A 19,981-nucleotide genomic window follows, 5' to 3' on the forward strand; every position below is an offset into this window, starting at 1 on the left:
TTTCCCTTGCTGAGGAATTCTCCATGAAAGTCGGTTTTATCGGCCTGGGCGCGATGGGCAGCGCGATGGCCAGCAACCTGCTCAAGGCCGGCCACAGCGTGACCGTGTGGAACCGTTCGCCGGCCGCCACCGAACCGCTCGCTTCGCTGGGCGCCAAGGTGGCCAGCACGCCGGAGCGCGCGGCGCAGGGCGATGCGCTGTTCAGCATGCTGTCGAACGATCAGGCGGTGCGCGCGGTGGTGCTCGAAGGCGGCCTGCTCGAGGAGATGGACAAGGGCGCCGTGCACGTCAACCACGCCACCGTGTCGGTGGCGCTGGCGCGCGAACTGGCCGCCGCGCATGCGCAGCGCGGGATCGATTATCTCGCCGCGCCGGTGTTCGGCCGGCCGGACGTGGCGGCCGCCGGCAAGCTCAACATCGTCACGGCAGGCAAGCCCGCGGTGCTCGAACGCATGCGGCCGCTGCTGGAAGCGATGGGCAGCGCGATCTGGCCGATGGGCGAGGAACCCGAGCGCGCCAACGTGGTGAAGATCGCCGGCAACTTCATGCTCGGCGCGGCGATCGAAAGCATGGCCGAGGCTTCGGCTTTGACGCGCGCGCATGGCGTGAGCGCCGGCGATTTCCTGCATCTGATGACCAGCACGCTGTTCGCCTCGCCGCCGTACCAGGGCTACGCGAAACTGATCGCCGAACAGCGCTTCAAGCCGGCCGGCTTCGCGCTGCCGCTGGGCTACAAGGACATCAACCTGGCGCTTGCGGCCGGTGACGCCGCGCGCGTGCCGCTGCCGTTCGCCAGCGTGCTGCGCGACAGCCTGCTGGAAACGCTGGCACTGGGCGACGAGGACGTGGACTGGTCGGCGCTGTCGACCGTCGCCGCGCGACGCGCGGGCTTGAAGGACTAAGGCGCGGCTTTGCGGGCTTGGCGCAACCGCGCCAGCCACACGTCGAGCTGGTTGGCGAAGGCCTGCTTGTCACGCGGATGAAAGGCGGCGGGGCCGCCGGTATCGACGCCGGCGCCGCGCAGTTCTTCCATGAAATCGCGCAGCCCCAAGCGCTGCGCGATGGTGTCGGGCGTAAACAGCTCGCCGCGCGGATGCACCGCCAGCGCGCCCTTGGCGATCACCTGCGCGGCCAGCGGAATGTCCTGTGTCACCACCAGGTCGCCGGCGGCCACGCGGTTGGCGATCTCCGCGTCGGCCACGTCGAAGCCGCCGGGTACCTGGATGGCGCGTACGAAGCGCGACGGTGGCGTGCGCAGGAACTGGTTGGCCACCAGGGTGACGTGCACCTGTTCGCGCTCGGCGGCGCGGAACAGGATCTCCTTGATCGCCACCGGGCAGGCGTCGGCATCGACCCAGATCTGCGCATCCGCGTTGGCGGCGGGCAGCTTCACGGCTGGCCGTTCCAGTGCAGCGTGCCGTCGACCACCGTGTTGGTGCGGCCGCCGATCCAGACCGTGCCGTCGATGATGCGCACGCGCAGGCTGGCGTCGTGGCCGATCTCGCGGCCCTGGCTCACCGTATAGCCGGCGGCCAGCGCGCCCTGCGGTTCGGCGTGGGCGATATAGGCGGCGATCAGGCCGTTGGCGGCGCCGGAGGCGGGGTCTTCGACGATGCCCACGCCGGCGGGGAAGGCGCGCACCACCAGCTGGTAGTCCGGATGCGCGGCACGCGCGAACGCGCACAGGCCCAGGCTGTCGGTGGCGCGGGCCAGCGCGCCGATGGCGGCGTGGTCCGGCTGCCAGGCGCGCAGGCTGGCCTCGTCGGCGCATTCGGCCAGCCACCAGTGGCGGCCGCCGGCGACGTAGGCCGGCGGCAGCGTGCCCAGCCCGATGCCGGACAGTGCCGCGGCGAGCAGCGGATGGGCGCCGGCGCCGGTCTTCTCGACCGTGGCCTGCGGTGATTGCAAGAGCAACTGTCGGCTGTCGCCCGTGCCTTCGATGCGGATCGGCAGCACGCCGGCGCCGCATTCCTGCCACAGCACGCCGTCGCGCGGCGCGGCCAGGCCGCATTCGAGCACCGCATGCGCGCTGCCGATGCTGGGATGGCCGGCGAAGGGGATTTCCTTGTGCGGGGTGAAGATGCGCACGCGGTAGCTGGCCTCGGGACTGGACGGCGGCAGCAGGAAGGTGGTCTCGACCAGGTCGGTCCAGCGGGCGAAGCGCTGCATCTGCGCGTCGCTCCAGCCGGTGGCGTCGGTGACGACGCCGAGGTGGTTGCCGCCGCCGTGGGCAGCGGCAAAGACGTCCAGATGCAGATAGCGGATGGGGGGCATGAGGGGAAGCGTGTGGCGGGGAAGAAGCACTTAGCCGCGCATGATACGTCGCGCGGGCACGCCAGGGCGAGGTCGACAAGCTCCGGCCGGCCCGCCAAGATGCGCGCTTTGCCGTACCCGCGCACGGAAACCGTACATGCTGATCACCCTGCTGCTCATCGCCGTCAACTGCATCGTGTCCTTCATCGCGTTCAACAACGCGCGCCTGATGCAGGACCTGATCCTGTGGCCGCCGGCGATCGAGAAGAAGAAGGAATACCACCGGCTGGTGACCTACGGCTTCATCCATGCCGACTTCTACCACCTGCTGTTCAACATGATCACGCTGTTCTTCTTCGGCCGCGCGATGGAGCCGAAGTACACGGCCTACCTGGGCAAGACCGGCTTCCTGCTGTTCTACCTCGGCGCGCTGGTGGTCTCGATCCTGCCGACCTATATCGCCAACCGGCATAACGAGCGGTACCGCAGCCTGGGTGCGTCGGGCGCGGTGTCGGCGGTGCTGTTCGCCTTCATCCTGGTGGCGCCGTGGGCGCGCATCGGGGTGTTCTTCGTGCCGATGCCGGCGATCGTCTATGCGGTGCTGTACGTGATTTATTCGATCTGGATGGACCGCCACGGCCAGGACAACGTCAACCACAGCGCGCATCTGTGGGGCGCGGCGTATGGCGTGGCCTTCACCCTGGTCATGAAGCCGGACCTGGTCTCACACTTCCTTAGCGAACTGGCGCGCCCGCGTTTCTGAACGCCGCCGCCCGGGGTTCAACCGGCGCCGGAAGAGGGCGTTTCCGCTCAGTGCGCATTCAACGCACCGGGCCTAGCGTGGCGCCATCAACCTCCGCGAGGTGCCCCATGAAACGCCTGCTTGCCGGCCTGACCCTGGTTGCCGCCACCGCGGCCCTGTCGGGTTGCTACTACGATCCGGGCTACAGCTACGTCCGCAGTTCCAGCTATGTGGGCGACGCCTATTACGGCTCCGGCCGCACGGTGGTCTACGACGACGGCTATTACGCGCCGGCCTATCCCACCTATTACAGCGGCGGCTATTACGGCTGCTGCTACGCCCCGCCGGTGACGGTGGGCATCAGCGGCGTGTGGTACGGCGGCGGTTCGCGCTGGCACGACCGCGGCGGCCGCTATTACCGCGGCGGCGGCAACTGGCGCGGCGGCAACTGGAGCGGACATCGCGGCAATTGGAGCGGCGGCCGCGGCGGGCACTGGAGCGGCCACGGCCGCTGAGTCCGCCCTGGCCCGCTGAGGGCCGGCCCGGCACAATCGCTGGATGGGCTATCCGGGCAAGCTTCTGCCGCAACGACTCAACAGGCTCATCGTCCTCGTGGCGGTGGGCCTTTTGCTATCCGCCTGCGGCGGCCTGCGCTACTACGCCCACGTGGCGCACGGGCAGAGCCAGCTGCTGTTGAAGCAGCGCCCGGTCGGCCGGGTGATCGCCGACCCCGCGACCAGCCCCGCCCTGGCCAGGCGCCTGGAGCTGGCCCGGCAGGCGCGCCGCTTCGCCTCGCAGCAGCTGGGCCTGCCCGACAACCGCAGCTATACCCGCTACGTGGAACTGCGCCGCCCCTACGTGGTGTGGAACGTATTCGCCACCCCGCGCTATTCGGTGGATGCCGTGCGGCATTGCTTTCCGGTCGCCGGCTGCGTGGCCTACCGCGGCTATTTCGACGAGGCCAAGGCCAAGGGCGAGGCTGCGCGGATGAAGGCGGAGGGCGACGACGTCTACGTCGGCGGCGTGTCCGCGTATTCCACCCTGGGCTGGTTCGCCGACCCCATCCTCAGCAGCATGCTGCGCTGGGACGACGACGAGCTGGCCGGCACCATCTTCCACGAGCTGGCGCACCAGCTGATCTACGTGCAGGACGACAGCGCCTTCAACGAATCCTTCGCCAGCTTCGTGCAGGAGCAAGGGCTGAAGGAATGGCGTGCCTCGCGCAAGCTGCCGCCGCTGCTGGGCCGCGAGCAGGCCGAAGACGACGGTTTTACCAGGCTGGTGCTGGATCTGCGCAACCGCCTGCGCCAGGCCTATGCCAGGGGCGGCGACGAGGCGGCGCTGGAGGCGGCCAAGCAGGCGGAGATCGCCGCGTTCCGCGAACGCTATCGGCAGTGGCGCGAGGCGAACTGGCCCGACGACCACCGCTACGACGCCTGGGTGGCGGCCCCGATCAACAACGCGCGCCTGCTGCCGTTCGGCCTGTACGACCAGTGGAAACCGGCCTTTGCCGCGCTGTTCCACCAGGGCGAAGGGCAGTGGCCGGTGTTCTACGCCGACGTGCGCCGGCTGGCGAAACTGCCCAGGGATGCGCGTGACGGCGAGCTGCGCCGTCTTGCCGGGGCAACGGCCGGCGGGCAGGCTCCATAAGCCTGGATCGTTCCTGAAACGAAACGCTGTGTTGCCGTATGGACGTCCAGACGGCCATAACCGGTGTATGGTCGAGCCTTTCGCGTGCGTGGAGAAGGCCCTTGAAGCTGGTGTCCTGGTGGCTCGGTATCCGTTTCTGGAAGCGCGTGCTCGCGGGTTTCGTGCTGGGCGCGCTGGCCGGCTGGGCGTGCGGACCGGGCGCGGTGGCGTGGTTCCAGCCGCTGGGCGACGTGTATGTGGCCTTGATCAAGATGATCGCGGTGCCGCTGGTGTTCTTCGCCGTGGTCAACAGCGTATCGAGCCTGCACGGCGTGCAGCGCATGGCGGCGCTGGGCGGACGCACCTTCCTGTGGTTCGCGGTGACGGCCGCGCTGGCGGTGGGCGTGGGGCTGCTGGTCGGGCATCTGACCAACCCGGGCCTGGGCGTGGGACAACTGGCGATGGCGGCCGACTACAAGGTGCGCGAAGTGCCCTCGGCGGTGAAGGTGCTGCTAGACGTGGTGCCGACCAATCCGTTCCGTGCGCTGTCCGAGGGCAAGATCCTGCAGGTGATCTTCTTCGCCGGCCTGCTCGGCCTGGCCCTGGTGAAGATCGGCGAGAAGTCCGCGCGCCTGCGCGAGCTGTTCGGCGAGGCCAACGACGCCATGATCCAGGTCACCCGCTTCGTGCTGGAGATGACGCCGATCGGCACCTTCGGCCTGATCGCCGCCCTGGTGGCCGGCTACGGCTTCGAGAAGCTGCTGCCGCTGGGCAAGTTCGTGCTGGCCTTGTATGCCGCGTGCGCGGTGCAGATCGTGCTGGTCTACGGCGGCCTGCTGCTGGCGCACGGGCTCAGTCCGCGCCGCTTCTTCCGCGGCGTGCTGCCGGCGATGCAGGTGGCTTTCACTTCGTCCTCGAGCTTTGCCTCGATGCCGGTGGCGCTGCGCAGCGTGACGCAGAACCTGGGCGTGGCGCCGGCCTATGCCTCGTTCGCGGTGCCGCTGGGCGCCAGCATCAAGATGGACGGCTGCGGCGCGATCTATCCGGCGATCAGCGCGATCTTCGTCGCGCAGTACTTCGGCCTGACGCTGGAACCCGCGCAGTACTTCGTGATCCTGCTGGCCTCGGTGCTCGGCTCGTTCGGCACCGCCGGCGTACCCGGCACGGCCACGGTGATGGTCACCCTGGTGCTCAGTTCCGCCGGCCTGCCGGTGGAGGGCATCGGCTATCTGGTGGCGATCGACCGCGTGCTGGACATGATGCGCACCATGACCAATGTCACCGGCCAGATGCTGGTGCCTGTGCTGGTGGCGCGCGAGCAGGGGCTGCTGGATATGGACGTCTATCTGGGCGAGGCCGCGCCCACCGCCTTGCACGCGGAGCAGGAACCCGCGCGCTGACTCAGGGGCCGTGCTTGCGCCCGGCCATGTGGCGCAGGTAGGCGAGCAGGGCGTCCAGGTCGGCGTCGCTCAGCACCTTGGCGTCGAAGCCCGGCATCTTCGCCTGCGGCCAGTGGCGCAGCGACTGCGGATTGCGCACGTAGGCGCGCAGCAGGTCGGCGCGCAGGTATTCGGTGGGGTTATAGGGCACGTTGAGGTCCGGTCCCAGCCTGGCGTCGCCCTGGCCGTTGAGCGTGTGGCAGGCCAGGCAGATGCGCTGGAACACCTCGAAGCCGCGGCGCTCGGGGCTGGCGGCGGCCAGCTTCGGGTCCGGCGCCATGGCCGGGAAGCGTGCCGCCACCGCATCCAGCTTGCGGATCGACGCCAGCTGGTAGGGCCACTGCTCGGGATTGATGCCGCCGGCCTCCGGCTGCGTCCACACCACGTAGAACGGCCCGGCGCTCTGGCTCTTGCCGGGCAGGGCGGGCCAGGGCTGGCCCGGGTCTTCAACAGCGAGCCAGGCCTGGGCGCCGTGACCGTCAAGGACGTGACCGTCAAGGACGTGATCGTCAAGGATCAGTGCCGCCGGCACCTCGGCGGCGAAACCATCGCTGGCGACGAACTGCAGGTGGTCGCCCGCCGCCGCCCCGGCCAGCAGCGCCTTCAGCGGCACGGCGCGGTAGCGCATGGCGCGGTGGTAGGCGACGTCCTGGGGGATCTCGATGCCGCGGGTGTCGGGGCGCGCGGCCAGCTGGCGGCTGTCCAGCGTCTGCACGCCATGGCCCAGGTCGATCTTGAGCTCGGCGGCGCCGGCGGGCAGGGCGATCAGGAGTGCGAGCAGGCACAGGCGGCGCAGAAGCATGGGTGGTTCCCGGGAAGGAAAGCGCGGCATTGTGGCATGCGCTTTCCACCCGGCACGGCCGCGGAGGCCGATGCCTGCAGCTCGAAACCCGTTCCCGGATTTTGCCCGGGTTTTCCGAAGCTGGCGGAAACCTGAACCGATCTAAATCCGCTCTTGAACTATGTCCCGCCCGACCGCACTAACCACCCGTATCGCCGTGAGGCGAAATGAGATGGGGCAGAAGACCGCGCCATCGGGGGCCGCCTCTGTTTCTCCCCCTCTTTGTTGAGGACGGCCTGACAAGACCCCGGTAGCTACTCCCCTGGCTACCGGGGTTTTCATTTTTCCGGCCCTTGGAAAGGTTCCCAGGCTCGCGTTCCAGCGCGGCGCACGGGGATAATCGCGGACGGCTCGCGCCGCTTCCTTCCCCGCCGGATACCCGATGATCATCCGCTCCCTGCTCGACACCGACCTGTACAAGTTCTCCATGATGCAGGTGGTGCTGCACCACTATCCGGCCGCCCAGGTCGAATACCGCTTCAAGTGCCGCAACCCGGGCATCGACCTGGTGCCATACATCGAGGAAATCCGCGCCGAACTCGATGCGCTGTGCAGCCTGCGCTTCAGCGAGGAAGAGCTGAACTACCTGCGCTCCTGGCGCTTCATCAAGAGCGACTTCGTCGACTTCCTCGGGCTGTTCCAGCTCAATGCCAAGTACGTGAGCATCGAACCGGCGGCCAGCGGCAACGGCGAGATCGAGATCCGCATCGTGGGGCCGTGGCTGCACACCATCCTGTTCGAGGTGCCGCTGCTGGCCATCGTCAACGAGGTGTACTTCCGCACTACGCATCCTGGGCTCGGCCTGGACGAAGGCCGCCAGCGCCTGCGCGACAAGATCGCCCTGCTGCGCGACACGCCCGGCTACGAAGGCTGCCGCATCGCCGACTACGGCACCCGCCGCCGCTTCTCGCGCGAGTGGCAGGCCGAGGTGGTGGAAGCGCTGCGCGACGGGCTGGGGCCGAAGCTGGCCGGCACCAGCAATGTGTGGCTGGCCTGGAAGCTGGGCCTGACCCCGCTGGGCACGCTGGCGCACGAATACCTGCAGGCGCACCAGGCGCTGGGACCGCGCCTGCGCGATTCGCAGGTGGCGGCGCTGGAAACCTGGGCCAAGGAATACCGCGGCGACCTGGGTATCGCGCTGTCCGACGTCTACGGCCTCAACGCCTTCCTGCGCGATTTCGACATGTACTTCTGCAAGCTGTTCGACGGCACCCGCCACGACTCCGGCGACCCCTTCGCCTGGGGCGAGCGCGTGCTGGCGCACTACCGCGCCAACCGCGTCGACCCCAGCAGCAAGGTGCTGGTCTTCAGCGACGGCCTGGACATCCCCAAGGTGATGCAGCTGTACCAGCACTTCCGCGGCCGCTGCCTGCTGGCCTTCGGCGTGGGCACCAACCTGACCAATGACGTGGGCCCGGCGCCGCTCAACATCGTGATCAAGATGATCCGCTGCAACGGCCAGCCGGTGGCCAAGCTCAGCGATTCGCCGGGCAAGAACATGTGCGAGGACAAGGCCTATGTGGCGTATCTGCGGCAGGTGTTCGAGATACCCGCGCCGGCTGAAGAAGCCGCCTGAGAGACAGGTTGCGGTTCGCCACACGCTCGTCATTCCGGCGCAGGCCGGAATCCAGTGACGATACCGCTTGGTTATCGCAATGAACTTCAAGAGCGGCACTTTTAAGCGCATTCACTTCATTTGGCGTGTCGCCACTGGATTCCGGCCTGCGCCGGAATGACGAGCAAAAAAAAGCCGGGCCAGGCCCGGCTTTTTCGCAGGTAACGCCGCTCAAAACGCCGGCAGCACCGCACCCTGGTACTTCTGCTCGATAAAGGCCTTGATCTCCGGGCTGGTCAGCGCCTTGGCCAGCTTCTGCACGCGCGGGTCGTCCTTGTTGTCGGGGCGGCCGACCAGGTAGTTCACGTAGGGCGAATCCTTGCCTTCGATCAGCAGCGCGTCCTTGGTCGGATGGAGGCCGGCGGCCAGCGCGTAGTTGGTATTGATCAGGGCCAGGTCCACTTCGTCCAGCGTGCGCGGCAGCATGGCCGCTTCCAGCTCGCGGAACTTCAGGTGCCTGGGATTGGCGGTGATGTCCTTCTGCGTGGCCAGCTCGTCGTTCGGGTCCTTCAGCGTGATGATCCCGTGGTGCGCCAGCAGGAGCAGGGCGCGGCTGTTGTTGCTCGGGTCGTTGGGCAGGGTGATGGTGGCGCCGTCGGGCAGGTCGGCGATGTTCTTGAGCTTGCGCGAGTAGGCGCCGAACGGCTCGATGTGCACGCCGGTGACAATGGTGAGCTGGGTGCCGCGCTGGCGGTTGAATTCGTCCAGGTAGGGCTTGGTCTGGAAGTAATTCAGGTCGATCGCTTTCTCGGCCACCTGGGTATTGGGCTGGACGTAGTCGGCGAAGACCTTGATCTCCAGCTCCACCCCTTCCTTGGCCAGCAGCGGCTTGACCTGCTTGAGGATCTCCGCGTGCGGCACGGCGGTGGCGGCGACCACCAGCTTCTGGCTGCCGCTGCCGGCAGCGTCGCCGGAACCGGAGGACGAGCACCCGGCCAGCGCGAGCAGGGCGGCGAGGGCGAGGAGCAGCTTCTTCATGGGCGTCGGAATCCTTGATGCGATGCACCAGAATAGCCGTCCATACGGCTGGTTGCAAAGCGGCGATGCCGGCTTTGCGGGAATAGGGAATCGGAAGAGCAGTACGCTGCAAGCTTGCGGCACTCGGCTCTTCCTATTCCCTATTCCCTATTCCCTATTCCCTATTCCCTATTCCCTATTCCCTATTCCCTATTCCCTATTCCCGCCCAAGCCCCAGCCCCGCTCAAGAACGGGTATAGCGCGCCACCACGCGGTCGCCGACCATCTGCAGCAGCTGCACCAGCACGATCAGCAGCACCACCGTGACGAACATGTAGTCCGACTTGTAGCTCAGGTAACCGTAGCGATACGCCAGGTCGCCCAGACCGCCCGCGCCGATCGCGCCGCCCATCGCGGTATAGCCGACCAGGGCGATGGCGGTGACGGTGGTGCCGGCGATCAGGCCGCCGCGGGCTTCCGGCAGCAGCACGTGCAGCACGATCTGCCAGGTGCTGGCACCCATCGCCTGGCTGGCCTCGATCACGCCGCGCTGCACTTCGCGCAGGGCGGTTTCCACCAGCCGCGCGAAGAACGGCGCGGCGCCGATCACCAGCGGCGGGATCGCGCCGCGGATGCCCAGCTTGGTGCCGACCAGGGCATAGGTCAGCGGCATCAGCACGATCATCAGGATGATGAAGGGGATCGAGCGCAGCACATTCACCACCAGCGACAGCGCCGCATAGAACGCCGGCATCGCGCGCAGCTGGCCCTTGCCGGTGAGGTACAGCAGCACGCCCAGCGGCAGGCCGATCAGCACGGTGAGGGCGAGCGAGCCGCCCAGCATCAGCAAGGTGTCGATGCAGGCGTGGCCGATCTCCGCCCAGTCGTCGATGTTCGGAAACAGGCTTTGCAGCAGGGGCGCGCTCATCGGGTCAGTTCCTCGATCTCGATACCGGCGGCGCGCAATGCCAGCAGCGCCTGGTCCACGTTGTCGCCCTGCATCGCCAGGGTGAGCTGGCCGTAGGGCAGGTCCTTGATGCGGTCGATGCGGCCGGCCAGGATGTTGAAATCCACGCCGGTGTCGCGCGCCACGCGGCCCAGTGCCGGCGTCCACGTCGCCTCGCCGCGGAACGACAGGCGCAGGATGCGGCCCGGCACGTGCGTGTACGGCGCCAGTTCGCCGGCGGCTTCCTCCGGCAGCGCCTCGTTGACAAAACGCTTCGTAGTGGGGTGCTGCGGATGCAGGAACACGTCCGCCACCGCGCCGTGCTCCACGATGCGGCCGGCGTCCAGCACCGCCACGCGGTCGCACACGCGGCGCACCACGTCCATCTCGTGGGTGATCAGCACGATGGTGAGTTTCAGCTCGCGGTTGATCTCGGCCAGCAGCTCCAGCACCGAGGCGGTGGTCTGCGGATCGAGCGCGCTGGTCGCTTCGTCGCACAGCAGGATGGACGGCCGGTTGGCCAGTGCGCGGGCGATGCCGACGCGCTGCTTCTGGCCGCCCGAAAGTTGCGCCGGGTATTTGGCCGCATGGGCTTCCAGGCCCACGCGGCGCAGCAGTTCGTCCACGCGTGCGGCGATCCTGCCGGCGTCGCGCTCGCCGGCCAGGCGCAGCGGGAAGGCGATGTTGTCGGCCACCGTCTGCGAGGCGAGCAGGTTGAAGTGCTGGAAGATCATGCCGATGCGCCGCCGCTGCGCGCGCAGCGCGGCATCGCCCAGGGTGGTCATCTCGGTGTCGCCGATGCGGATGCTGCCGCCGCTGGGGCGCTCCAGCAGGTTGATCAGGCGGATCAGCGTGGACTTGCCCGCGCCCGAATGCCCGATGATGCCGAACACCTCGCCGTCGGCGATGTCCAGGCTGAAGGGCTGCAGGGCGGGGATGTCCTTGCCGTCGACGCGGTAGGACTTGTGGACATCGGCAAAGCGGATCACGACGGGCCTTGGACAGTGACCGGGAGGCGGCATTCTATGCCACGCGGGGCTTTGGCGTAGACTGCCGCCACCCTTGACGGAGCTTTGCCATGACCACGGTCTACGACTTCAGCGCGCGCGACATCGACGGCAACGAGCGTTCCCTCGCCGACTGGCGCGGCAAGACCCTGCTGATCGTCAACGTCGCCTCCAAGTGCGGCTTCACCCCGCAGTACGAGGGCCTGGAAAAGCTGTGGCGCGCCGGCCGCGACCGGGACCTGGTGGTGCTGGGCTTCCCCTGCGACCAGTTCGGCCACCAGGAACCCGGAGACGAGGCCGAGATCAAGAACTTCTGCAGCCTCAGCTACGACGTCACCTTCCCGATGTTCGCCAAGATCGAGGTCAACGGCGCCGGCACGCATCCGCTGTACAAGTGGCTGAAGAGCGAGGGCAAGGGCATCCTCGGCAGCGAGGCGATCAAGTGGAACTTCACCAAGTTCCTGGTCGGTCCCGACGGCGAGGTGGTGAAGCGCTACGCGCCCACCGACACGCCGGAAAAGATCGCCAAGGACGTCAAGGTTCAATTGGCCGGCTGAGCCGCTACGGCTTTCTGTGGCAGCGGCGCTTCCGCGCGCAGCCCGGCCAGCATTTCGGCGATCGCATCGATGTCGCGGCTGGCGCCGGGCGCGCCGGCCGGCGGGTCGTAGTTGTTGAGCATGATGGCGAACGCCAGGCGTTCGCCGCCGGCGGTAGTGACATAGCCGGCCAGGCAATGCACCAGCGACATGCTGCCGGTCTTGGCGCGCAGGTTGTTGTTGGCCGGCGTGTCGCGCATGCGCCACTGCAAGGTGCCGTCCACGCCGGCCAGCGGCAGCCCTTCGAACAGCACCGGCGCATACGACTGCGCGGCGAGGAAGGACAGCAGGCGCGCCATCGCGTTCGGTGTGCTGAGGTCGCGGCGCGACAGGCCGGTGCCTTCCTCGATCACCGTGCTGCCCGGCGGCAGGCCCATCTGTTCGAGCAGCTCGCGCAGGCCGCGCATGCCCCAGTTCTCGGTGCTGAGAAAGCCGCTGGGCGGCGAGGGGCCTTGCATCGCCGCGGCCTGCGCGCGCACGCCGGCGATCAGCAGCAGGTTCTGCAGATACAGGTTCTGCGAGCGCTTGAGGCCGCGCTGGAGAATCTCGCCGACGGGCGGCGATTGCACTTCGGCGATGATCTTCGCGTCCTCGCGCAGCTCTTCGTCGCTCTGCGGCCAGTGCAGCGCGCGCACGCCGCCTTGCAGCGCCACGCCATGCCGCGCCAGCGCGCTGCGCAACTGCTCGCCGGCGAACAGCGCCGGATCGTACGCGGCCAGCTTGAAGCGCTGCGGCGGCGTGCGCGCGGCGATGCTGCCGAACGCATACAGCGTGCGGTCGCCCGGCGCGCGGTAGAGATTGATGTCGTTGCGCACGCCGCGCGCGCTGGTGGCGATGCGGTTGGCGACCTCGGGCACGGCGCCGGCGGGGTCCAGCGTCACGATCGCCGGCCGGCCTTCCGCGCCGGGGGCGACCGTCACTTCGACCTGGTTTTCCTGCACGCTCAGCGCGGACGTGGGCACGGCGAACCAGCTCTGCAGGTCCGATGCTTCCCAGCCCGAACCCATCGACGGACTGGCGAAATAGCTGTCGTCCGCGACCAGCCCGCCTTTGACGGTGCGGATGCCGCGCGCCGCCACCTGCTGCGCCATGTGTTCCGCCCAATCCGCCGTGGCGCGGTCCGCGCCCAGGGTGGGGTCGCCCATGCCGTACAGGATCAGCGGGCCGTCCAGCACGCCGTTGCGCACCTGCTCGCCGGCCAGCAGGCGGGTGGGGATGCGGTAGTCGGCGCCGATCTCGCTCAGCGCCAGCGCGGCGGTGAACAGCTTGGCGGTGGAGGCGGTCTGGTACAGCCGGTCGCCGTCGTGCGCGTACAGCGTGCGGCCGCTGTCCAGCGACACCACCGCGATGCCCCAGCGCGCGCCGGCGAAGCGCGGCTGCGCGATCTGCGCGTCGATGCGCGAGGCCAGCGACGAGGCTTCGTCGGCACGGGCGGCGCCGCACAACGCGGCGAACAGGGCGAGCAGGGAGCTGATCCGTAGCAGTTGGTTCATGGCGCGCAGTATTACGCAGCCTCGCGCAGATGCGGCAGCGGGGCGATCCACGCATCGCGCCGGCGCAGCCGCCAGGCGATCCAGCCCAGCCCGGCGCCGCGCACCGCCATGAAGGCCAGGAACGCCAGCCACAGGCCGTCGTTGCCCCAGCCGCGCGCGGCCCAGGCGAGCAGGGCGAACAGCGCCACCGCCAGCAGCATGCCGTCGCGCATTTCGCGTCCGCGCGTGGCGCCGATGAACAGGCCGTCCAGCAGATAGCTCCACACCGCCACCACCGGCAGCGCGGCCAGCCACGGCAGTGCGTGATAGGCCACCGCGCGCACTTCCGGCAGGCTGGTCTGCAGGTCCACGAACAGCGGGCCGCCGCCGGCGAACAGCAGCGCAAAGCCGATGCTGCCCAGCAGCGACCAGCCGCCGGCCACCACCAGCGCACGCCGCAGCGCCTGCGCATCGCGCGCGCCGATGGCGTGGCCGCACAGCGCCTCCACCGCATTGGCCAGCCCGTCCAGGCCGAAGGCGGTGAGCATCAGCCCGTTGAGCAGCAGCGCATTGGCCGCCACGGTGGCGTCGCCCAGGCGTGCGCCGAGCAGGGAGATGCTGAAGAACACGCCTTCCAGCGCCAGCGTGCGGATGAAGATGTCGCGGTTGACCATCAGCAGCGGCCGCCAGTGCGCCCAGCCGCGCAGCGCCTGCCAGTCCACGCTGCCCGGCCAGCCGTGCACGGCGCGGCGCGCGCGCCACAGGCCGTACAGCGCGCCGCACCACTCGCCGCAGGCGGAAGCCAGCGCGATGCCGGGCACGCCCCAGCCGAAGCCGAGTACGAACAGCAGGTTCAGCGCGATATTCACCAGGTTGGCCACCAGCAGCAGGGCCAGCGTGGTGCCCGCCCGCTGCGCGCCGATGAACCAGCCGGCCAGCGCGTAGTTGAGCAGGGCGGCCGGCAGGCCGAGCAGGCGCAGCTGCACATAGCCCTGGCCGCGTTCGGCCAGCGCCGGCGTGGCGTGCATCTGCCCGATCAGCCACGGCAGCAGCGGCAGCATCAGCAGGCCCACCGCCACGCCCAGCACCGCGGCCAGCAGCAGGGCCTGCACCTGCACCGTGCGCAGCGCGGCGCGGTCGCCCGCGCCCTCGGCCTGCGCGGCGAAGCCGGTGGTGCCCATGCGCAGGAAGCCCAAGCTCCACACCGGCAGGGCGTAGATCGAGCTGCCCACCGCCACGGCGCCAAGATCCTGCGTCTGCGGCAGATGCCCGGCCACGGTGCTGTCGACCAGGGCCACCAGCGGCACGGTGAGGTTGGACAGGATCATCGGTACGGCCAGCGCCCACACCCGCCGATGGGTGGGACGGTGGTGCCAGGCTTCGAGAAGGGTCGACATGGGCGGCGGATGGCGGGGGACGGCGCAGCGTAGCGCTGAGCGCGGCGCCGTGGAAAACAGCGCATTGACGCCCAAGCTGGTAGTCTTCCCGGCCATTGCCTCGCCGGCCCCCATCCATGCATGGGCCTGGACCGGTTCCACTTTTCCCCCTTTGCGAGATCACCATGCAGATTGCCGAGAGCTCCGTCGCTTCCTTCCATTACACGCTGACCGACGACCAGGGTCAGGTGCTCGACAGTTCCGAAGGCCGCGAGCCGCTCACCTATCTGCACGGCGTCGGCCAGATCGTGCCGGGCCTGGAGAAGGCCATGACCGGCCGCCAGGCCGGCGACCAGTTCAAGGTCGACGTGGCGCCGGAAGAAGGCTACGGCGTGCACCACGCCGAGCTCACCCAGTCGGTGCCGCGCGAAGCGTTCCAGGGCGTGGAGGACATCCAGCCCGGCATGCAGTTCCAGGGCCACGGCCCGCAGGGCGTGATCAATGTCACCGTGACCGCGGTGGACGACCAGGTCGTGCATATCGACGGCAACCACCCGCTGGCCGGCAAGACCCTGCATTTCGCCATCGAGGTGACCGACGTGCGCGCGGCCACCGAGGAAGAACTGGCCCACGGCCACGTCCACGGCGAAGGCGGCCACGAGCACTAAGCAGTGATGCGCGCCGGCCCGGTCTCGACCGGGCCGGCTTTTTTTATGGGCGCCGTGCGCCCGCTTGCCCGCTCAAGGATCGAGTCGCCATGCAGGACTCCCTGCGCATCGCCATCGTCGGCTACGGCGCCGCCGGCCAGGCCGCGGCGCTGTTTCTCGCCGCCCAGGGACACGCGCTGAGCGTGTACGAGCAGGCGGCTACGCCCGGCCCCGTCGGCGCCGGGTTCCTGCTGCAGCCCACGGGCCTGGGTGTGCTGTCGCGTCTGGGGCTGCATGAAGGCGCGCTGGCGCAAGGGCAGCGCATCGAGCGGCTGCATGGCGAGAATCGCCGCGGCCGCCGCGTGATGGATATGCGTTACGCCGACCACGCGCCGGCCTGCTTCGGCCTGGGCCTCACCCGCGGTTCGCTGTTCACCCTGCTGCGCGATGCCTATGGCGATGCCGCGCGCATCCATACCGGCGTATGCATCGATGCAGTGGCCGAGGACGGCATGCACCTGCGCGACAGCGCCGGCGGCATGCACGGCCCGTTCGATCTGATCGTGGTTGCCGACGGCGCGCACTCGCGCCTGCGGCGCCATCTGCCGCAAGCGCAGCGCCGGCGCGAGTCGGTCTATCCGTGGGGGGCGATGTGGTGCCTGCTGCCCGCGGGCGACTGGCCGCATCGCGGCGAGCTGCGCCAGCGCTATGCCGGCACGCGCGAAATGATCGGCCTGCTGCCGGTGGGGCGGCGGGTGGACCGCGAGGGCGACTGGCTCACTTTCTACTTCAGCCTGCCGGGTGAGCAGGTGGACGGCTTCGACGACGCGGCGCTGGCGCGGCTGCGGCAGCGCGTGGAAGAGCTGTGGCCCGAAGCGCTGTATTTGCTGGACGGCATCGACACGCCCGCGCACTTGCATCGCGCGCGCTATCGCGACGTGGTGCTGCGCCATCCGGTGCACGGCCGCGTGGTCTTCGTCGGCGATGCGGCGCACGCGATGAGCCCGCAGCTGGGGCAGGGCGTGAACATGGCGTTGCTGGATGCGCAAGCGCTGGCCGATGCGCTCGCCGCGCAGGCCACGACCGATGCGGCCCTGGCCGATTACACGCGCCGCCGCCGCCATCATCTGGCCGTATACCAGCGCATCAGCCGCTGGCTGACGCCGCTGTTCCAGTCGCAGCGCGATGGCCTGGCGTGGTGGCGCGACGTGGCCTTCCATCCGCTGAGCCGCCTGCCGCTGGCGCGCGGGCAGACGCTGAAGATCCTTACCGGCACGAAAAAGGCCTGGTGGCGTTGACCACCAGGCCTGCCCGGTAAAACGGCGGCGCTCAGTACCAGTCGAGCAGCGAGATGCCCACGCCGAGGTAGGTGGCGTTGTGGTTGTAGTCGATCATGCTCTCGCCGTAGCCCTTGAACAGTTCCATATAGGCGCGCAGGTTGCCGGTGATCGGGAAGGCCCAGCTGAGCTGCGCCGCACCGTGGCTGCGGTCGCCGCCGCGCAGCGAGTGGCGCAGCATCAGGCCGAATTCCTGGCCGTTCCATTCGTGCACGATCTGCACGTCGCCGCGGCCCATGTAGTCGCTGATGTCCGGATTGTTGTCGTCCTTGCCGTGCTCCGGCACGCGCCACCACGGGCGGAACATCACCGTCCAGCCGTCGCGCTCGAAGCCGATATTGCTCATCACGCGGTTCCAGCTGCGCGACAGCGGATTGGAGCGGCCGTTGGATTCGTGGTTGATGCCGATGCCGAGCAGGCGGCCGTCCCAGCCTGCCACCTGATAGTTGGTGTTGAAGATCAGCAGCGCTTCGGGTTCGTAGTTGGTCTCGCGGAATGGACGCGAGATCTTGTTGTTGTAGACCTGCCAGCGGGACGACTGCGTATAGCCCACCCACAGGTCGCCTTCGTCGCCGAACACGCCCTGCCACACCTTGGTCTTCAGGCTGAGCTGGAATTTCGCTTCGACGTTCTGCAGCTGCTGCGGCGTGCCGACCGTGTTCAGCGGATTGGGGCTGTGCGGCTGCGCGTTCTGGTTGCTGGTGGCGAATACCGGCAGCAGATAAAGCGGCTTGTAGCCGCGCACGTTGAAGGTGCCGAGCTTGCTCTCCGGCGACAGCTCCCAGCGCGAATCGAGCAAGGACATCGGGCGGCTGACTTCCGGATTGCCCTGCGTGGCGCTCTTGTCGGAAGCGAACACGCCCGGCGCCGCGGCGTTCTCGTTCATGCGCTTCTGCGCGGTGGGCAGGTTCACGCGGCCGGTGGCGCGGTCGTAGCAGGCCAGGCGCTGCGCGTCGCTCTCGATCGCGGTGCAGGCGCGGATGTCCATCGGGTCGGGATTCTGCGCATGCGCGCGCGGGCCGAGCAGGCCGGCCGCCAGCAGCAGCGCCAGGGTGACGTTCGTTCGCGTCATTGCGTACTCCACCAGAAACGGGGCGTGAGGAATTCATTGAGGGGAAGGCGCGGCCGAACGCGGGTGCCGCACACGAAAACGCCGGCCGCGGAGGACCGCGGCCGGCGTCAGGGTGCCGGAAGCTCAGCGCTGCTTCAACCAGCGCGCATAGGCGGCCTTGCTCAGATGCTGCGCGCCGCCGGACGCATGCAGGAAATCGTTGGCGAGCGGCGGATAGGCGGAGGCATCGTCTTCGGTGACGTACGCCTTGCCGTTGGCAAGCGCGGCGAAGTCCGGCGGCGGACCGGCGTCCTTGACCGCGGGCATGCTGGAATTGACGGTGACCTGGCCTTGCGCACTGTTGAACTGCGCGCTGTCCTGGCCGGGTTGCGGTGCGGGTGCGCTCTGCGCCTGCGGCATGGGCTGAGGCATCGGCTGCGGCTGCGCTTGCGGCTGCGGCATGGGTTGCGGTTGCGCCGGTTGCGGCGGCGGCATCGGTTGCGGTTGTGCCTGCGGCGGCGGAGGCGGCGGAGGCATCGGCTGCGCGGGCTGGTTCTGCGCCATCAAGGTGCCGGCGAACAGCAGCGAGCCGGAGGCAAGAAAACTAAGCAGGGGATTGCGGGGATTCATCGTCGATGCTCCATGCCAGAATGACTGGCTCGAGGACGGAAGGCGCGAGGACGTGGAAGCGGCCGCAGTGCCGGGCCGGCATGGCTCGTCCCGCGCTGAGGACAACGCTAACAAAGGCCGGATAAATGCCTGCACAACCATTCGATGTGGTCGGTGTGAAAACTTCGTCGTCGCCGTCTGCACTTCCGCCGGGCAAGCCGCGTCTCACGCTGGCGCAGGCGCAGCGCCTGCAATTGGCCGCACAGGGGCTGCTGCGCGCGCCGCGCCGCCGCGCACGGCGCGCCGACGTGCTGGATGCGATCACGCGCATGCGGCTGCTGCAGATCGACACCATCCACGTGGTGGCGCGCAGTCCTTATCTGGTGCTGCATTCGCGCGTGGGCGATTACGAGCCGGCATGGCTGGACGAAGCGCTTGCGCAAGGCAAGCTCGCCGAATGCTGGGCGCACGAAGCCTGCTTCGTGCCGGCCGCCGACTACGCCTGGCATCGCGCGTGGGGCGTGCGCCGCGGCACGCATTGGGCATACCGCCATGCCGAGCGCATGCATCGCGAACAGCGCGCGGACATGGACGGCCTGCTCGAACGCATCCGCGCCAACGGCGCGGCGCGCGCCGCGGATTTCGAACGCGAGCAACCGGGTGCGGCCAGCGGCTGGTGGTCGTGGAAACCCGAGAAGCGCTGGCTGGAAGCGTGGTTCGCGCTGGGCGAGCTGATGGTGAGCCGGCGCGAGCGGTTCCAGCGCGTCTACGATCTGGCCGAGCGCGTGATCGCGCAGCTGCAGCCATCGTTCGACGACGCGCCGCTGGGCATGGAGGAGGGCGCGCTGCGCCGCCGCTTCATCCTCGACGCGGTGCGCGCGCTCGGCATCACCCAGGCGCGCTGGATCGCCGACTACCACCGGCTCAAGCCGGCGGTGACCGACAGCGAGCTGGCGCCGCTGGTGGCTTCAGGCGAGCTGATCGAAGTGACGGTGGCGGACTGGAAGGTGCCCGGCTACGTGCACGACGACCATGCGGACGAGCTGGCGCAGGTACTGCGCGGTGGCCTGCGCGCGACCTATACGGCCTTGCTGTCGCCGTTCGACCCGCTGGTGTGGGATCGCGCGCGGGCGCAGGCGATGTTCGGATTCGAATACACCATCGAGTGCTACGTGCCGGCGGCGAAGCGCCGCTACGGCTATTACGTGCTGCCGATCCTGCGCCGCGGGCAATTGGTGGGCCGGCTCGATGCCAAGGCGCATCGAGCCGAATGTGTATTTGAGGTGAAGGCGCTTTACCTGGAAGAGGGCGAAACGCCGACGCCGGCCTGGATCGCCGACGTGGCCGAGGCGATCGCGGCAACCGCGCGCTGGCACGGCACCCCGAAGATCCGCCTCGGCCGCTGCCGCCCCGCAAGCGTGGCGGCAGCGTTGCGCGCGCACTGGCGCGCCATGGACTGACGGC

Annotated in this window: 20 protein-coding genes; 10 read left to right on the forward strand and 10 right to left on the reverse strand. The window is 68.8% G+C overall.

Going from position 1 to position 19,981, the window contains the following annotated elements:
• Window positions 1-23: 23 nt before the first annotated feature.
• A complete protein-coding gene (locus FHW84_RS08230; RefSeq protein WP_167254281.1) occupies window positions 24-902 on the forward strand; it encodes an NAD(P)-dependent oxidoreductase in 879 nt (292 codons plus the stop codon).
• Here the strand turns inward: FHW84_RS08230 and FHW84_RS08235 are convergent.
• Window positions 899-1,393: a YaiI/YqxD family protein gene (locus FHW84_RS08235; RefSeq protein WP_343203578.1), complete on the reverse strand. Its 495-nt coding sequence runs from the start codon at window positions 1,391-1,393 to the stop codon at window positions 899-901. The genes FHW84_RS08230 and FHW84_RS08235 overlap by 4 nt on opposite strands.
• A complete protein-coding gene (locus FHW84_RS08240; RefSeq protein ID WP_167254283.1) occupies window positions 1,390-2,274 on the reverse strand; it encodes a PhzF family phenazine biosynthesis protein in 885 nt (294 codons plus the stop codon). The genes FHW84_RS08235 and FHW84_RS08240 overlap by 4 nt, the downstream gene beginning before the upstream one ends.
• A gap of 136 nt (window positions 2,275-2,410) precedes the next feature.
• On the opposite strand from FHW84_RS08240, the gene FHW84_RS08245 reads away from it, so the two are divergent.
• The 4 genes from FHW84_RS08245 (at window position 2,411) to FHW84_RS08260 (ending at window position 6,024) form a co-directional block, all read left to right on the forward strand.
• Window positions 2,411-3,016: a rhomboid family intramembrane serine protease gene (locus FHW84_RS08245; protein WP_167254285.1), complete on the forward strand. Its 606-nt coding sequence runs from the start codon at window positions 2,411-2,413 to the stop codon at window positions 3,014-3,016.
• Window positions 3,017-3,123: 107 nt separating this feature from the next.
• Window positions 3,124-3,510, forward strand: a complete 387-nt coding sequence (locus FHW84_RS08250) for a hypothetical protein (RefSeq protein WP_167254287.1) — start codon at window positions 3,124-3,126, stop codon at window positions 3,508-3,510.
• Between the two features lie 103 nt (window positions 3,511-3,613).
• Entirely contained in the window at window positions 3,614-4,645 is a 1,032-nt protein-coding gene (locus FHW84_RS08255) for an aminopeptidase (RefSeq protein ID WP_343203585.1), read from the forward strand.
• A gap of 101 nt (window positions 4,646-4,746) precedes the next feature.
• Window positions 4,747-6,024 (forward strand): dicarboxylate/amino acid:cation symporter, encoded by a 1,278-nt coding sequence (locus FHW84_RS08260; RefSeq protein WP_167254291.1) that lies wholly within the window; start codon window positions 4,747-4,749, stop codon window positions 6,022-6,024.
• A 1-nt stretch (window position 6,025) separates the two neighbouring features.
• Here the strand turns inward: FHW84_RS08260 and FHW84_RS08265 are convergent, their stop codons facing one another.
• Entirely contained in the window at window positions 6,026-6,865 is an 840-nt protein-coding gene (locus tag FHW84_RS08265; RefSeq protein WP_167254293.1) for a cytochrome c, read from the reverse strand.
• A gap of 421 nt (window positions 6,866-7,286) precedes the next feature.
• Here FHW84_RS08265 and pncB point away from each other — a divergent pair, with 421 nt between their 5' ends.
• Window positions 7,287-8,480 carry a nicotinate phosphoribosyltransferase gene (gene pncB / locus FHW84_RS08270; protein WP_167254295.1) on the forward strand — a complete coding sequence of 398 codons (1,194 nt, stop codon included), beginning with the start codon at window positions 7,287-7,289 and terminating at the stop codon, window positions 8,478-8,480.
• 210 nt (window positions 8,481-8,690) lie between these two features.
• Here pncB and FHW84_RS08275 read toward each other — a convergent pair whose 3' ends face one another.
• The 3 genes from FHW84_RS08275 to FHW84_RS08285 all read right to left on the reverse strand — a co-directional run bounded on the left by FHW84_RS08275 (window position 8,691) and on the right by FHW84_RS08285 (window position 11,411).
• Entirely contained in the window at window positions 8,691-9,497 is an 807-nt protein-coding gene (locus FHW84_RS08275; protein WP_167254297.1) for a MetQ/NlpA family ABC transporter substrate-binding protein, read from the reverse strand.
• A gap of 223 nt (window positions 9,498-9,720) precedes the next feature.
• Window positions 9,721-10,404, reverse strand: coding sequence for a methionine ABC transporter permease (locus tag FHW84_RS08280; protein WP_167254299.1), 684 nt, complete (start codon window positions 10,402-10,404; stop codon window positions 9,721-9,723).
• Window positions 10,401-11,411, reverse strand: a complete 1,011-nt coding sequence (locus tag FHW84_RS08285) for a methionine ABC transporter ATP-binding protein (protein WP_167254301.1) — start codon at window positions 11,409-11,411, stop codon at window positions 10,401-10,403. The genes FHW84_RS08280 and FHW84_RS08285 overlap by 4 nt, the downstream gene beginning before the upstream one ends.
• 89 nt (window positions 11,412-11,500) lie before the next feature.
• Between FHW84_RS08285 and FHW84_RS08290 the strand changes: the two genes are divergently transcribed.
• The gene (locus FHW84_RS08290) at window positions 11,501-11,986 is read left to right on the forward strand and encodes a glutathione peroxidase (RefSeq protein ID WP_167254303.1); all 486 of its coding nucleotides are present in this window, start codon (window positions 11,501-11,503) and stop codon (window positions 11,984-11,986) included.
• On the opposite strand, the gene dacB is transcribed toward FHW84_RS08290, so the two are convergent.
• Window positions 11,971-13,518 (reverse strand): D-alanyl-D-alanine carboxypeptidase/D-alanyl-D-alanine-endopeptidase, encoded by a 1,548-nt coding sequence (gene dacB, locus FHW84_RS08295; protein ID WP_167254305.1) that lies wholly within the window; start codon window positions 13,516-13,518, stop codon window positions 11,971-11,973. The genes FHW84_RS08290 and dacB overlap by 16 nt on opposite strands.
• 11 nt (window positions 13,519-13,529) lie before the next feature.
• A complete protein-coding gene (locus tag FHW84_RS08300; RefSeq protein ID WP_167254307.1) occupies window positions 13,530-14,894 on the reverse strand; it encodes an MATE family efflux transporter in 1,365 nt (454 codons plus the stop codon).
• Between the two features lie 164 nt (window positions 14,895-15,058).
• Here FHW84_RS08300 and FHW84_RS08305 point away from each other — a divergent pair, with 164 nt between their 5' ends.
• Window positions 15,059-15,541, forward strand: coding sequence for a peptidylprolyl isomerase (locus FHW84_RS08305; protein ID WP_167254309.1), 483 nt, complete (start codon window positions 15,059-15,061; stop codon window positions 15,539-15,541).
• An 89-nt stretch (window positions 15,542-15,630) separates the two neighbouring features.
• Window positions 15,631-16,818 carry an NAD(P)/FAD-dependent oxidoreductase gene (locus FHW84_RS08310; RefSeq protein WP_167254311.1) on the forward strand — a complete coding sequence of 396 codons (1,188 nt, stop codon included), beginning with the start codon at window positions 15,631-15,633 and terminating at the stop codon, window positions 16,816-16,818.
• Between the two features lie 31 nt (window positions 16,819-16,849).
• On the opposite strand, the gene FHW84_RS08315 is transcribed toward FHW84_RS08310, so the two are convergent.
• Complete coding sequence (locus FHW84_RS08315) at window positions 16,850-17,929, reverse strand: phospholipase A (RefSeq protein WP_167254313.1); 1,080 nt, start codon at window positions 17,927-17,929, stop codon at window positions 16,850-16,852.
• 123 nt (window positions 17,930-18,052) lie between these two features.
• On the reverse strand, window positions 18,053-18,538 hold the full coding sequence (locus FHW84_RS08320) for a hypothetical protein (protein WP_167253832.1): 486 nt from the start codon (window positions 18,536-18,538) through the stop codon (window positions 18,053-18,055).
• A 125-nt stretch (window positions 18,539-18,663) separates the two neighbouring features.
• Here FHW84_RS08320 and FHW84_RS08325 point away from each other — a divergent pair, with 125 nt between their 5' ends.
• A complete protein-coding gene (locus FHW84_RS08325; protein WP_167254315.1) occupies window positions 18,664-19,977 on the forward strand; it encodes a crosslink repair DNA glycosylase YcaQ family protein in 1,314 nt (437 codons plus the stop codon).
• Window positions 19,978-19,981: the final 4 nt, after the last annotated feature.

The organism is Dyella sp. SG562, assembly GCF_011759495.1.
Taxonomy (GTDB): Bacteria; Pseudomonadota; Gammaproteobacteria; order Xanthomonadales; family Rhodanobacteraceae; genus Dyella_D; species Dyella_D marensis.